Here is a 12970-nt window from a genome sequence, read left to right as displayed (position 1 = left end):
TCTCCTTCGGAATCAGTCTCAGTCTTCGCCCAGCAACATGGCATCGATGCCGTCGCACAGACAATGGATGGTCAGCAGATGCACTTCCTGAATACGCGCGGTGCGATCCGACGGCACGCAAACGTGGATGTCGGTGTCGCTCAATACGTCCTGCATGCGGCCGCCGCCCTTGCCGGTCAGCGCGACCACGATCATTTCGCGCTCGTGCGCGGCTTCGATCGCGGCCAGTACGTTGGCGGAATTACCGGACGTGGTGATGGCCAGCAGCACGTCGCCCGGCTGGCCGAGCGCCCATACCTGCTTCGAAAAAATCTGCTCGAACGAATAGTCGTTGGCGATGGCGGTCAGCACGGACGTATCCGTGCTCAGCGCGATCGCCGGCAAACCCGGCCGTTCACGTTCGAAGCGGCCGATCAGCTCGGCGGCGAAGTGCTGCGCGTCGGCAGCCGAGCCGCCGTTGCCGCACGCCAGAATACGGTTGCCGTTGGCGAGCGCGCCGAACAGCGTGTCGATCGCCGCGGCAATCGGCATCGACAGGGTTTCGAGGGCTTCGAGTTTGACTGCCGCGCTGTCGCGGAAGTGTTGTTGAATGCGTTCGACTGACATCGAGTCTCTATCTTCTACCGCGAATGAGCCGCACTGCGCGGCCGTGTTGTGAAGTCGTATTGCGAGTTGTGCTGCGCCGGTGAAGCTGACCGGTAATGCGGTGCGGCAGTGTCGATGCATCGCAACGTACCAGGCGTTTCGCGTAATCCGCGTCGCCCCGTGGCCCGGACGCGAGCGCAAGTTTATCGTACTCACGCGGGTTCTCCGCGCGCGGCATCAGACTTCGTCGGCGCGAAACGCGTCACGCAACCACACGAGCCGTCCGGCTTCGAACGCGATCACGTCGAAACGGCACGCGGGTTGATCGCTCGAATAGCGCTCGCGCGCGGCCAGATAATGCTGCGCCGCGCGCACGATGCGCTGCCGCTTGCGCCAGTCGATGCTCGCTGCCGCGCCGCCGTGATGACCATGCGCCCGCGCGCGGACTTCGACGAACACCAGCGCACCGTCACGGTCGCGCATCACCAGATCGATCTCGCCGCCCCGGCACGACACGTTGCGCGCGACGAACCGCAAGCGCTGGCGCTGCAAGAACTCCTGCGCACGCAGCTCGAAAGCCGCGCCGACGGATTTGGACCCGACCGGTCTCGAAAAGTTGTGCGCAGTGGTGGAGGATGGTGATGCCACGGCCCCGCGCCCACCGTCCGCAGCGTCCAGAACCCCCGACGCTGCGTGGCACAATGGCGGCCTCTTTCCGTCTGTTTGTGTCTTCTGCCTCATGACTCCTCTCTCCGAACTCGCGCAAGGGCAGCAGTACCCCGCCGCCGCGCTGTATGTGGTGGCCACGCCGATCGGCAACATTGCCGACGTCACGCTGCGCGCGTTGCATGTGCTCGGACTCGTGGACCGCATCGCTGCCGAAGACACCCGCAACACCGGCCAACTGCTCGCGCGCTACGGCATCTCGAAGACGCTCGTCGCGGTGCATCAGCACAACGAGCGGGCCGCGGCGCAGCGCCTGATCGAACATCTGCAAGCGGGCGAGCGCGTGGCCTACGTGTCCGACGCCGGCACGCCCGGCATCTCGGACCCCGGTGCGAAACTGGTCGATGCCGTGCGCGAAGCCGGCTACCCGGTGATTCCGCTGCCCGGCGCGAGCGCCCTCGCCACGGCGTTGAGCGCGGCCGGCGATTGGGTCGCGACGTTTTCGTTCCTCGGCTTTCTGCCGCCCAAGCCGAAAGCGCGCGCCGCCGCGTTGCAGGAACTCGCGCGCCATCCGCACGCGATGGTGTTCTACGAAGCCCCGCACCGCATCGTCGAAACGGTGCAGGCGCTGGCTGACGCGTTCGGCGGCGCACGCAGGTTGCTGATCGCGCGAGAGCTGACAAAGTTACACGAAGCGCTGCACCAAGGCACCCTGGCCGAAGGGCCAACGTGGCTCGCCGCCGATCCGAACCGCCAGCGCGGCGAGTTCGTGCTGGTGGTGGAAGGCGCGCAGCCGGAAGCCACCGGCGAACACGATCACGACGCGTTGCTGGGCCTCCTGCTGGAAGAGTTGACGGTAAGCAGCGCGGCGAAGGTCGCGGCGTCGATCACCGGGGCGTCGCGCAACGCGCTGTACACCCGCGCGTTGGCATTGAAGAAAGAAGACGACGAAGCCGAAGACGACCCCGAAGAAGAATAAGCAGTCGGACAAAGAGAAAAGGGCCTCGCGGCCCTTTCCCTTTTTGACGGAGATGGCATCGACTGCCACCGCCGTCATGCTACGCGCGCGCCCATCACGCACCCACCCGTAGCCTCACAATCGATTTTCGATCACTTATCGCTGCTCGAACCCGAGTTCGACGCCAGCGTTTCGTTCATCTCGGCGCGTGCTTCCTGCTGCGTCAGACCTTCGATCTTGACGCGCGCCGTGCCGGCATGACGCATATCGAGGACGCTCGCGGCGGCCATCGACAGATCGATCACACGGCCGCGCGCATACGGGCCACGATCGTTGATCCGCACGACGACCGAGCGCGACGTGGCCGGGTTGGTCACGCGCACATACGAGCCGAGCGGCAACGTGCGATGCGCGGCGGTCAGCGCGTGCATGTCGTAGCGTTCGCCGTTGGCCGTGCGACGGCCATGAAAGCCACGGCCGTACCACGACGCACGACCGGTTTGATGAAAGTCCGAAATGTCCGAACCATCGTCCGTTAAAGGCTTGGCGTCGGCCAGCGACGAGCCCGCGGCGCTTGCGCCGGAGGCCGGCGCGCTACCGAAGGCTTGCGGCCCGAAGCTCGCTGCCTGCGCCGCTTTGGTGCTGAGCGGCGCGTCGTTGGCGGACGTGTTCGCGGTGCCCGGAGGCGTGGCGCAACCGGCCAGCACAAAAAAGGCAAAAAGAGTCCCCAGACCACGGGATAACCGAGTTTTCATAAGACGTGCAATCACAATGTCGAGCCGCATCACGCGAAGTTGAGCGTGTTGCCTGCGACTCCGGCGGCAATGGACGACAACGCGCCGCGCAAGTCTGCGCAGAACGTCAAAGCCCGGATGCGGCCCAATCGGCCGCTACCGCACGGTTAATTTTCACGTCTGGCGCAACCTGTCCCCGGCAGCCTGACCAGACCCCACATGCCGCCATCGAACGTGGCAAACACGTTCTTGCGCGCGGAACTCAGCGCACAGGAACGGCGGCGTAGGCCCCACCCAGCGTCACGGCAGTTAAGTCCGTAGCAGGCGCGTGGCACCTGGCTGGGCAAGACGTGTGCATCGAAAGCTCGATACTTGATGGCTGTCCAGCAGTGCGACAGCCCAAACTTGAGTGGCGATCCACGTGCCCATTTTTGATGGGGACGCATCGCCTTGTGGCATGCCCAGTTCCCTAGGCATGGGGTGCATTATACCCAAAAGAAATTTTCGAGATGACAAGCGCTTGAAAACCTTGATGAATTTTCACGCTTGCTGCAAAAATAGGCGCGCCGAAGCCCGCTGGGGCGGGCCTTCCGGGTCCTCGGCGGACGTGGCGCGCAGGCCGGTACAATCAACTTTTTTCCAGCGGCGCCGTCATCCATGAAAGTCACCTTGATCCCCGTCACGCCGTTTCAGCAGAACAGCTCGCTGCTCGTTTGCGAGGCAACCGGACGCGCGGCCGTCGTCGATCCGGGGGGTGATCTCGACGTCATCCAGGGTGAAATCGCGCGCCAGAACGTAACGGTCGAAAAAGTGTTCCTGACGCACGGCCACATCGACCACTGCGCGGGTGCGAAGACACTGGCCACGCATTACGGCGTACCGATCGAAGGTCCGCATCCCGACGAAAGTTTCTGGCTGGACAAGCTGCCTGACCAAAGCACCCGTTTTGGCTTTCCGGCGGCCGAGGCGTTCGAACCGGACCGTTGGTTGCAGAACGGCGAAACCGTGCAATTCGGCGACGAAACCCTCGAGGTCTATCACTGCCCAGGGCACACGCCCGGTCACGTGGTGTTCTTCAGCCGCGCGCACCGGCTTGCGCTGGTCGGCGACGTGCTGTTCGCCGGCTCGATCGGCCGCACGGATTTTCCGCGCGGCAATCATGCGGACCTGGTGCGCTCGATCCGCGAAAAACTCTGGCCGCTCGGCGACGACGTCACCTTCGTGCCGGGCCACGGACCCACGTCGACATTCGGCGCCGAGCGCCGCAGCAATCCCTACGTCGCCGACGGAGTCGAAGCATGAGCAGCGAAATTTATGTCAGCACCGACGTCGAAGCGGACGGTCCGATTCCCGGTCCCCATTCGATGCTGAGTTTCGCCTCGGCCGCCTATACCGAAGACAAGCAGCTGATCGCCACCTTCTCGGCGAATCTCCACGTGCTCGACGGCGCGAAACCGCATCCTGTGCAGGAAGCCTGGTGGAAAACCCAGCCCGAAGCATGGGCCGCCTGTCGTAAGGACCTGCAAGATCCGGCCGCCGCGCTGACCGCCTACGTGGATTGGGTCGAAGCGCTGCCGGGCAAGCCGGTGTTCGTCGCGATGCCGGCCGGCTTCGACTTCACCTATATGTTCTGGTACATGATGCGATTTGTCGGCCGTTGCCCGTTTTCCTGGTCGGCGCTCGACATCAAAACGCTCGCGTTTGCGATGACCGGCCTGCCGTATCGCAAGAACATCAAGCCGCGCTTTCCGAAACACTGGTTCGACGAGCATCCGCACACGCACGTCGCGCTGGACGACGCGATCGAACAGGGCGCGCTCTTCTGCAACATGCTGAAGGACCTGCGCGCGAGCCAGGCGGCCCTGCTCGCCGCTGCTAAAGATGGGGACGGCTCAGGGCGAAATGCCGCTGAGGAACCGGCAAATTAGGTAATCTCCCTCGACCAGGCCGTTTTACATTGCGTTTCGTTTTCGAGCCCTCTACCATGCGTTGATAGGCGACGCTAACGGAGGCGCAGTTGACACTCGATACGTTCTCACAAAAAATCCTGCGCCTGCTGCAGCTGGACGCACGCCGCTCCGTGCAAGAAATTTCCGACCAGGTCGGCCTGTCGAGCACGCCTTGCTGGCGGCGGATCAAGGACATGGAGCAGTCGGGGGTGATCCAGCGCTACACGGCGCTGCTCGATCGGGAGAAGCTGGGACTGCATGTGTGCGCGTTGGCGCATATTCACCTGACGCGCCACACCGAGGGCGGCGTCGAGCAGTTCGAGCGGGAAATCGCCACTTGTCCGGAAGTCACCGAGTGCTACAGCACGACCGGCGAATCCGATTACATCCTCAAGATCGTCGCGCCGGACATCAAGGCGTACGACAGCTTCCTGCACGAACGCATCTTTAAGATTCCCGCGGTGGCGCAGGTGCGCACGAGCGTTGTGCTGCGCGAGATCAAGTTCGACACGCAATTGCCGCTTTGAGCGGTGAGCGCCGGTCGAGCAGCGCGTGACCCGGACCGACACGCTTCTTAACGGATCTTGACGAGATCGCCTGACGGATCGGCGCCAGCCGCTTTCGCCGGGCCGCTTTCATCCAGCGTCACATCCCATTCCCGCAGCACGTTCAGCTTGCGGACGCCCAAACGGCTTTTCAGCGCAGCCAGGTCGACGCTCGTGAGATCGGGGGCGCCACCGTTAAACGTGCGCGAAGGCAGCACCAGATCGACGTCGAGCCCCGTGCTCAGGTAATGAATGTCGACTGCGCTCGCCTTCACGCCGGCCGCGGCCAGCGCCGCGTCGATCTCCGTCGTCACTTTCTCGCGGGTGGGCAGATCGACCGGCGGACGCGCCAGAGCATCGTTCTCCGGATCGACATGGATCAGCGCGTCGAGCACGCGGCTGTCGCTCAGCACACGCACGCGCGCCGACTCGGCAATGTAATGCCCCTCCGACACCGAGATCAGCGGATCGACCAGGATATGCGCGTCGATCAGCGCGAAATCGCCCATCTTGCGAGTGCGCAGTTCATGCACGTCGCGTACGCCCGGCGTGGACAGCAGTAGCACCCGCATGTCGGCGGTGGCGGCTTCGTCGAGCGCGCGGTCGGATAGATCCTGCAGCGCGTCCCAACCGAACGTCCAACCCATGCGTGCCACCATAAATCCGACGATCGCCGCGGCGATCGGATCGAGCAGGCGCACACCGGCAAGACTGCCGATAATGCCGATCGCGACCACTAGCGACGAAGCGGCGTCGGAACGCGCATGCCACGCATTGGCAATCAACATGGCAGAACGCACGCGCTGCGCTTCACGCAACATGTAGCGAAACAGGCCTTCTTTCAAAATCAGGACGAGCGCCGCGACGACGAGCGCACTCATCTGCACGGCGGGGATACTCTGCAAATCGGCCAGACGCGTGCCGGCACGCCACAACATACCGACGCCGACCGCAATCAGCAATGCGCCCAGAAATAATGACGCCACCGTTTCATAGCGACTATGCCCGTAATTGTGATCCGCGTCGGGCTTCGCGCCGCTATGCCGATTGGCAATCAACACGACAAAATCGGAAATCAGATCGGCAAGCGAATGAAACCCGTCGGCCACCAGCGCCTGCGAATGCGCAACCGTTCCGACAACGATTTGCAACGCCACCAACGCCGTATTGAGCGCAATACTGACAAAAGTACTATTGCGCGCAACGCGATGTTTTTCAGCAGACTGGTCGGCGGCGAGGGATGGCATGAAGGAGCCGTAGCAAGAACTCGATCTGCGTATTCTACCCGGCGCATCTCGCGAAGCATTGGAATGACCTTAAAAAATCCTTTTAAATCAGCCGCTTATAAAAATGAAAAGCATTCGTGTTCCGGTTTCCTGCAGCGTTGGCGACAAGCCAGCAGCGACGTTTTCAGCGGCAATAAAAAACCGCGCCCTGACCGGTGCGCGGTTTTCTGGTTCGTCTCCGTTGCGCGCTATTGGCGCAAACCGATTGACGTTATTCGTAATACCTATAGGGCGGCGGAATTACCGGCCAGCCCGCGATATTACTTCTGGATCAGAAACTTCTCACGATCCAGACCTGCGATCCAACGCGGCGGCTTGCCACGGCCGGACCACGTGCTGCCGCTATCCGGGTCGCGATACTTCGGTGCCACGCCTGCGCGCGGACGGCCTGCTTTAGCGCCCTTCGCGGCACGGCCACCGCCGAGTTCAGTCAGCGAAATGCCGTAGTCGGCCATTTTTTGCTTGATCTCATTCAACACTTCCGCGTATTCACGCGACTTCGCTTCTTCGATCTGCTTTTCAAGCTTCTCGCGCTGCGCGAGTAGTTCCTTGTAGGAAGACATAGGTTCCCTTGTGGTATGGATAAATGACTGCCAGTCTTAAGCCAGCTTGCCCTTAGAAGGTGATCATGCCTCGGAATTTGATGGCGAGATTAACACAAAATAGAAAGACTACAAAAGCGTCTGCGTAAAATTAATCCAGAAACGTTTCAAAAAATTTCCAACTCGTCGCGGCGTTACGAGTTCCCTTTCAATTCACTAATTCTGTATTCGGCTAAAAATTCCTAGTCAGCGTCTGCAATTATGGGATTAATTAGCAAAAAATGAAAATTATCAAGACGATTTGGCATAAACATTTCATGATATGAGAGCTTCAACATGAATTGCCGGAACATATTGCGACCGACGAGCCGCGCTGTTATTGCGGCATGAGTGTTTTCCCCGAACCGCAATAAAACCTAATTCGCGTAGCGCCGGATGCAATCTTCTAGCGCCCCATGCAAGGTTTCAGTATTCAGTTTGGCATCGTCGAAGACGAACCGGCTGCGCACGCCATCTCGTTTCAGATCGGCGCCATATCGATCGACGCCGAGCAATTCCAATCCGTCGACCTGTTCCGCATGCGGCGCGACGTGTTCAATTAGCGCGTTCTCTTCATCGAACGCGAGCGGCGGCAGCGGATCGAGCTCGGCACCGCTCAGCCAGCCCATCGCGCCGAAACCGCCGATATAACGCAAACGCTCGAGCCGCATTGCCCAAAATGAAAAATCGCCGAGCACCAGGTAGCGTTCCGCGTCAGGGTGATAGCGCAGGTAGCGGCGCACGATCTCCGGAGTCGAGTCGATCGGCTCGAAAGTGCCTAGCAGCGTCACGCGCTGGCCGCTCAGTACGTCGCCGTCGGGTGCGTCGACCGCCAGAAAACCGGCGCGTGGGTCGGCGTGCAGGTTGTGGGTATGCTCGGCGAGCCGGCTCACCAGAATCGTCGGCCGATGCTGCAAGTCCGGCGCGAACGGCAATACCGACGGATAAGGGAAACCTTCCGGCTGGCGCGCGTGAGTGGCTAGCGTGCCGACAGGGGCCGTGTGCAGGAGATGCAGCGGAGCGTGAGCGGGGATATTCAAGTGCGCGTTCCTCGAGAGATAAACGGCGGACGACGGTAAGGTCGACCGCTCTTTTAATGTCGTGGTCGAGACGGTTCGAGGCGGAGTCGAATTGCGCAAATCCGAAGCGCATCAATCCAAACCGTCGTTAGTGTGCAATCTTCCGGTTCCAAGCATAAGACAGCACGCTTCGTTAGAATCGAAGATTCGCTTTCAAAGCGCTTTCTCCCGCCTCAACCGTTCAAGAGATGTCCGTGTCCGACCGTTCCGCTGAATTCGCCGCCCTCCCCGCCGCTCACCGCGAGCTCACCGACACCGCTCGCCAACGCGCGCGCTTCGCCACGATGGCGGTGTTCTTCATCGCCGGCATGATGTACGCGTCGTGGGGGGTGCATGTGCCGACGGTGCGCGACCGCTTCCATCTGAACGCGGCGCTGTTGTCGTTCGCGCTGCTGGCCGTGGCGGGCGGGTCGATCGGCGCGATGGCGGCCAATGCTTCGTGGATCGCGCGGGTCGGCACACGGCGCGCGTGCCTGACCGGCGGGCTGGTGATGGCGGTGTGTGCGGCGCTGATTCTGGTCGTGCCGGCCTACTGGATGTTGCTGATCGTGCTGGCGATTTTCGGCGCGGGCATGGCCACGCTCGACGTCGCCATGAACGCCGAAGCCAGCGCCGTCGAAAAAGCGCTCGGCAAGCCGATCATGTCGTCGCTGCACGGCATGTTCAGTGTCGGTGGGATGGTCGGCGCGGCCGTCGGCGGCGCCTTGCTGGCGCGCGGCATGGCGCCCGCGCTGCATCTCGGGCTGGCCGCGACGGTCAGCGCGCTGGTGCTGCTCGCCGCCTGCCCGTCGGTGTTGCCGCACGTGCCGCACGAGGATCATCCCGACTCCGCGACGCCGCGCGCCAACCGCTGGCGCTCGCCGGCGCTGTGGGCGCTCGGCGCGATGGCGCTGGTCGCGTTGATCGCCGAGGGCGCCATGTACGACTGGGCGACCGTCTACATGCGCGACGTCGTGCTGGCCACGCCGGCACTCGCCAGCGCGGCCTACGCGGCGTTTTCCGGCGGCATGGCGGCCGCGCGTTTTGCCGGCGACGTGGTCCGCGCCCGCTTCGGCGCGCCGCAACTGGTAATGGCGAGCGCGACGCTCGCCTGCGCCGGCATGGTCGGCGCGCTGCTGCTGCCCAATTCGGTGACGGCACTGATCGGCTTTACGCTGATGGGGCTCGGCCTCGCGAACATGATGCCGGTGCTGTTCGCGGCGGCGGCGAGCGTCAAAGGCATCCACGCGGCGGAAGGGCTCGCACACGTCGCGGGCCTGGCGTACTTCGGGCTGATGCTCGGGCCGGTGATTATCGGCGCGGTGACGCAGGCGACCAGTTTGCCGATCGGGTTGTCGGTGGTGGCGGTGTGTTCCGCGTTGATCGCAATTGCCGGGCCGAAGGTGCTGCGGCGGTTGAAGATCTGAGACGCGGACGCGCCTTGCAGAGGTCGGCGCGTGTGAACGGCGGGCGAAAACACGCCGGCTTACGTTACGTTACGCAGCACTGGCGGCTTGAGGTGTTCCGCGACACATCGCGTGTATCGGGCTGCTCCGCGGCCTGGCGTCGCCGCTCTACGGCATTGATTTATATGAACTTATTCTGCCAAATGACGGTAGAAATGAAAATGGCATAGGCCTTGCAGTTAGCTCCCCCCAACAGTCTTCAAACTACGGGGGAGCAAATCATGAATCGCAATTTCAAACTGTCCGCGATCGCTATGTGCGTATCGTCGATGATCATCCTGACGGGATGCGGCAGCACGTTGACCGGCGCGGGGATGACCGGCGGCGCAGGGGCGGCTGGCGGTGGCGCTGGTGCGGGTGCTGGAACTGGCGGGGGCGCTGGAGGCGGATCGGGTGGCGGCACACCGACGCCCACGCCGACACCTACTCCGACTCCGACTCCGACTCCGACACCTACTCCGACACCTACTCCGACTCCGACTCCGACACCCACGCCCACGCCGACTCCCACGCCGACTCCGACGCCCACACCAACACCAACTCCCACCAGCGCCAATCCCATCGGCGTCGTCGTCCAGAACACCGGCAATGTGATCACCGCCACCGGCCAGACCGTCGCCGCGGTCGGCAGCCAGATCGGCCTCACACCGATCCCCGGCGCGAACCCGGCCACCACCACCGCGCTCGGCAATGTCGTGTCGAATCTCGGCAATGGCGTCACCGCGGTCGGCACGGGCGCGGCGAACGGTCTCGGCCAACTCGGTAATTCGACCGATCCGCTCGGCACCACGCTCGCGAGCAGCGGCAATCTGGTGGTCGATACCGGCCAAGCCGTCAACAGCGCCGGCCAACTCGTGACGAGTCTCGGCAGCGGCCCGACCGCGCCACTCAGTCCGCTGACCACGCCGCTCGGCAGCACGGTCTCGACGGTCGGCAACGCGGTCAGCGGCCTCGGCACGCAACTCGGTTCGCAACTGACGAACGGCCCGATCCAGCAAGTCACGCAGACCCTCAGCACGACGATCACGCCGATCACGAGCACGCTCGCGCAGACCACGCAAACCGTCGGCGATACGAGCGGCCTCGGCGCGCCGCTAAACGGCCTGCTGTCGACCATTGGTCACGGCCTCGACAGTGCCGGTGGTCAGATCAGCAGTGCGACCAGCAATCCGATCGGCCAGAATCTCGGCAACGTCGTGACCAAACTCGGCGACACGGTAACGTCGGCGGGTGGTCTGCTGACGGACGGCGGCACCGGTAGCGGCAATCCGCTGGGCGGCCTCACCGGCATCCTGAACCCCGGCAGCGGCGGCTCGGGCAATCCGCTGAGCGGCACGCCGCTCGCGCCCTTGACCAGCATCCTCACCGCCTTACCCGGCACGCTGAGCGGCGGCCTGACGGGCGGCGCCGGTAGCGGCCCGCTCGCGCCGCTGACCAACGTGATCAGCACCTTGACCGGCAGCGCCGGCGGGACGGGCAGTCCGCTTGCGCCGTTGAACGGCGTCGTGAGTTCGGTAACCGGCGCGTTGAGCGGCGCGGCAGGCAGCGGTAGTCCGCTTGCACCACTGACCGGCGTCGTCAGTTCGGTAACCGGCGCCTTGGGTGGCGCGGCAGGCAGCGGTAGCCCGCTTGCGCCGCTGACCGGCGTGGTGAGTTCGGTAACCAGCGCATTGAGTGGCGCGGCGGGCGGCGGCGGCAATCTGCTTGCGCCGGTGACGTCGGCGGTGTCGTCGCTGACTGGCGCGCTCGGCTCGGCGGCGGGCTCGGCCGGTAGTAGCGGCAGCGGTGGCAGTGGCGGCGGCAGCAACCCGCTCGCGCCGGTCACCGGCCTGCTGAACAGCGTCACCGGCACCTTGAGCGGCGCGGCGACCTCCGCCGGCGGCGCTACGGGCGGTGGCTTGCTCGGCGGCCTCGGAACCAAAAAATAACGAAGACGAATAAAGGCAGCAAATAACGACGCGTAAAAAAACAGCGTCGAAGGGGGGACGGCGAACCGGGCAACCGGTTCGCCGTTTTTTTATCGGCGCGCGCCAACGCGAGTGGTCACGTCACGCGGCTTAAGAACCCATTACGCGCTTCGGCACCCTGAGCGCCGGGTCACATCACAACTCGTGATACGTATCGTAATGCCGGGAAAAATCGTTGCCTCGCAGAAAATTGGTGAACGTCATCGTCACCGACGCATCGAGTCCTTCGACGTAATGCCACCAGCCGATCGGCAAAAACAGCAGTTCGCCGGGCGCGAGCGTGCAGTCGAGTAACTGCGCGTTTTGCATCGACGGGAAACGTTCGTAGTCGATCGCGGCGCCGTCCACCTGCGAATAACAGTGCAGATGATTCGCCATATGCGGCGTATCGAACAACGGCGCCAACCTGATCCGCTTACGGCCGATCACTTGCGCCATGAAGTTATTGGTCAGGTCATGATGAAACGGCGTGCGCGTCCCGGCCGGTCCCATCCAGAAGAAGCCGGTATCGGCGGACGCAGGATCGAGATACTCGTCAATCGCCGGCACATCGGACCATAAGGCCGCGAGCGCCGCGCGATTATGCGAGGTGTTATTCGCGGTCATGTAGAAATCGTTGGTCGGGCCGCTGCGCTCGACCAGATCGACGTAATCGGCGAACCGCATCATGCGCTTGAGCTTCGGCTGATTGATTTCGTAATTCGCATCCGACTCGCGGCCGAACTGCACTTCCACTTCGCAATCGCCGCAACGCTCGCGGAAATAATCGAACCGCCATTGCGTGCGCGCGGGCCAGAATTCGAACGCACCGGTGATGATCACCGGCCGGTTCTGACAGTAGTACTGCTCGAAGAACGCATCGCGCGACAAACGCTCGCACCGCTCGATTTCGCCGCCACCCGCACGCATGCGATCGAGCGTGCCATACACCGACAAAATCCAGTCGCGCTTACGCAAACGATTGCGCAAACGCGCGGCCCCGTGAAAATAAGGACTCGCGAGTACCGCATCGATTTCCCGCGCCGACTCCGCCGCGTCGAAACCATGTTCGAGCAGCGCGCCCTGCAAGGCGTCCGGCGGGGCGTCGAGCATCAGATTCTCGGCGATCCAGCGGCGCCAATCGTCGTCGAATGAACGGGTCACGGTCGTCACGGCGCTCTCCCTCAAAAGAAAAG

Annotated in this window: 12 protein-coding genes and 1 pseudogene; 6 read left to right on the top strand and 7 right to left on the bottom strand. The window is 63.2% G+C overall.

The genetic code is table 11. From position 1 onward, the window contains the following. Positions 1 to 18: 18 nt before the first annotated feature. Together BX591_RS19095 and BX591_RS19090 are read right to left on the bottom strand one after the other, a co-directional pair. Positions 19 to 606 (bottom strand): phosphoheptose isomerase, encoded by a 588-nt coding sequence (locus BX591_RS19095; protein WP_111932912.1) that lies wholly within the window; start codon positions 604 to 606, stop codon positions 19 to 21. Positions 607 to 822: 216 nt separating this feature from the next. Then, positions 823 to 1326: a YraN family protein gene (locus BX591_RS19090; protein ID WP_111932911.1), complete on the bottom strand. Its 504-nt coding sequence runs from the start codon at positions 1324 to 1326 to the stop codon at positions 823 to 825. Here BX591_RS19090 and rsmI point away from each other — a divergent pair. Next, positions 1325 to 2230: a 16S rRNA (cytidine(1402)-2'-O)-methyltransferase gene (gene rsmI / locus BX591_RS19085; RefSeq protein ID WP_111932910.1), complete on the top strand. Its 906-nt coding sequence runs from the start codon at positions 1325 to 1327 to the stop codon at positions 2228 to 2230. The genes BX591_RS19090 and rsmI overlap by 2 nt on opposite strands. A gap of 131 nt (positions 2231 to 2361) precedes the next feature. Here rsmI and BX591_RS19080 read toward each other — a convergent pair whose 3' ends face one another. Continuing rightward, the gene (locus tag BX591_RS19080) at positions 2362 to 2964 is read right to left on the bottom strand and encodes a septal ring lytic transglycosylase RlpA family protein (protein WP_420849395.1); all 603 of its coding nucleotides are present in this window, start codon (positions 2962 to 2964) and stop codon (positions 2362 to 2364) included. Between the two features lie 636 nt (positions 2965 to 3600). On the opposite strand from BX591_RS19080, the gene BX591_RS19070 reads away from it, so the two are divergent. The 3 genes from BX591_RS19070 to BX591_RS19060 all read left to right on the top strand — a co-directional run bounded on the left by BX591_RS19070 (position 3601) and on the right by BX591_RS19060 (position 5419). Beyond that, a complete protein-coding gene (locus BX591_RS19070) occupies positions 3601 to 4245 on the top strand; it encodes an MBL fold metallo-hydrolase (protein WP_111932908.1) in 645 nt (214 codons plus the stop codon). Next, positions 4242 to 4871 (top strand): 3'-5' exonuclease family protein, encoded by a 630-nt coding sequence (locus BX591_RS19065; protein WP_111932907.1) that lies wholly within the window; start codon positions 4242 to 4244, stop codon positions 4869 to 4871. Before BX591_RS19070 ends, BX591_RS19065 begins: the two co-directional genes overlap by 4 nt. Positions 4872 to 4960: 89 nt before the next feature. Next, entirely contained in the window at positions 4961 to 5419 is a 459-nt protein-coding gene (locus tag BX591_RS19060; RefSeq protein WP_012431468.1) for an Lrp/AsnC family transcriptional regulator, read from the top strand. A gap of 47 nt (positions 5420 to 5466) precedes the next feature. Here the strand turns inward: BX591_RS19060 and BX591_RS19055 are convergent, their stop codons facing one another. From BX591_RS19055 to BX591_RS19045, 3 genes are all read right to left on the bottom strand, one after another. Then, complete coding sequence (locus BX591_RS19055) at positions 5467 to 6684, bottom strand: cation diffusion facilitator family transporter (RefSeq protein WP_111932906.1); 1218 nt, start codon at positions 6682 to 6684, stop codon at positions 5467 to 5469. Positions 6685 to 6983: 299 nt separating this feature from the next. Next, on the bottom strand, positions 6984 to 7286 hold the full coding sequence (locus BX591_RS19050) for an H-NS histone family protein (RefSeq protein WP_035553963.1): 303 nt from the start codon (positions 7284 to 7286) through the stop codon (positions 6984 to 6986). A gap of 395 nt (positions 7287 to 7681) precedes the next feature. After that, positions 7682 to 8344 carry a HugZ family pyridoxamine 5'-phosphate oxidase gene (locus BX591_RS19045; RefSeq protein WP_111932905.1) on the bottom strand — a complete coding sequence of 221 codons (663 nt, stop codon included), beginning with the start codon at positions 8342 to 8344 and terminating at the stop codon, positions 7682 to 7684. Positions 8345 to 8577: 233 nt separating this feature from the next. On the opposite strand from BX591_RS19045, the gene BX591_RS19040 reads away from it, so the two are divergent. Further along, the gene (locus BX591_RS19040; protein ID WP_111932933.1) at positions 8578 to 9789 is read left to right on the top strand and encodes an MFS transporter; all 1212 of its coding nucleotides are present in this window, start codon (positions 8578 to 8580) and stop codon (positions 9787 to 9789) included. Between the two features lie 689 nt (positions 9790 to 10478). Further along, positions 10479 to 11756: pseudogene (locus BX591_RS19035) on the top strand (collagen-like triple helix repeat-containing protein); the annotation flags it as partial. A gap of 174 nt (positions 11757 to 11930) precedes the next feature. On the opposite strand, the gene BX591_RS19030 reads toward BX591_RS19035, so the two are convergent. Beyond that, positions 11931 to 12947 (bottom strand): cupin-like domain-containing protein, encoded by a 1017-nt coding sequence (locus tag BX591_RS19030; RefSeq protein ID WP_244147057.1) that lies wholly within the window; start codon positions 12945 to 12947, stop codon positions 11931 to 11933. Between the last annotated feature and the right edge of the window lie 23 nt (positions 12948 to 12970).

Origin of the sequence: Paraburkholderia bryophila (assembly GCF_003269035.1) — a bacterium.
Lineage (GTDB): Bacteria > Pseudomonadota > Gammaproteobacteria > Burkholderiales > Burkholderiaceae > Paraburkholderia > Paraburkholderia bryophila.
The sequence above is the reverse complement of the archived record's forward strand: the minus strand, read 5'-3'. Positions and strand labels throughout refer to the sequence as shown.

Bases quoted from the DNA above. Each gene is read 5' to 3' on its own strand.
- BX591_RS19095 (WP_111932912.1), bottom strand. From the start codon at position 606: ATGTCAGTCGAACGCATTCAACAACACTTCCGCGACAGCGCGGCAGTC.
- rsmI (WP_111932910.1), top strand. From the start codon at position 1,325: ATGACTCCTCTCTCCGAACTCGCGCAAGGGCAGCAGTACCCCGCCGCC.
- BX591_RS19090 (WP_111932911.1), bottom strand. From the start codon at position 1,326: ATGAGGCAGAAGACACAAACAGACGGAAAGAGGCCGCCATTGTGCCAC.
- BX591_RS19080 (WP_420849395.1), bottom strand. From the start codon at position 2,964: ATGAAAACTCGGTTATCCCGTGGTCTGGGGACTCTTTTTGCCTTTTTT.
- BX591_RS19070 (WP_111932908.1), top strand. From the start codon at position 3,601: ATGAAAGTCACCTTGATCCCCGTCACGCCGTTTCAGCAGAACAGCTCG.
- BX591_RS19065 (WP_111932907.1), top strand. From the start codon at position 4,242: ATGAGCAGCGAAATTTATGTCAGCACCGACGTCGAAGCGGACGGTCCG.
- BX591_RS19055 (WP_111932906.1), bottom strand. From the start codon at position 6,684: ATGCCATCCCTCGCCGCCGACCAGTCTGCTGAAAAACATCGCGTTGCG.
- BX591_RS19050 (WP_035553963.1), bottom strand. From the start codon at position 7,286: ATGTCTTCCTACAAGGAACTACTCGCGCAGCGCGAGAAGCTTGAAAAG.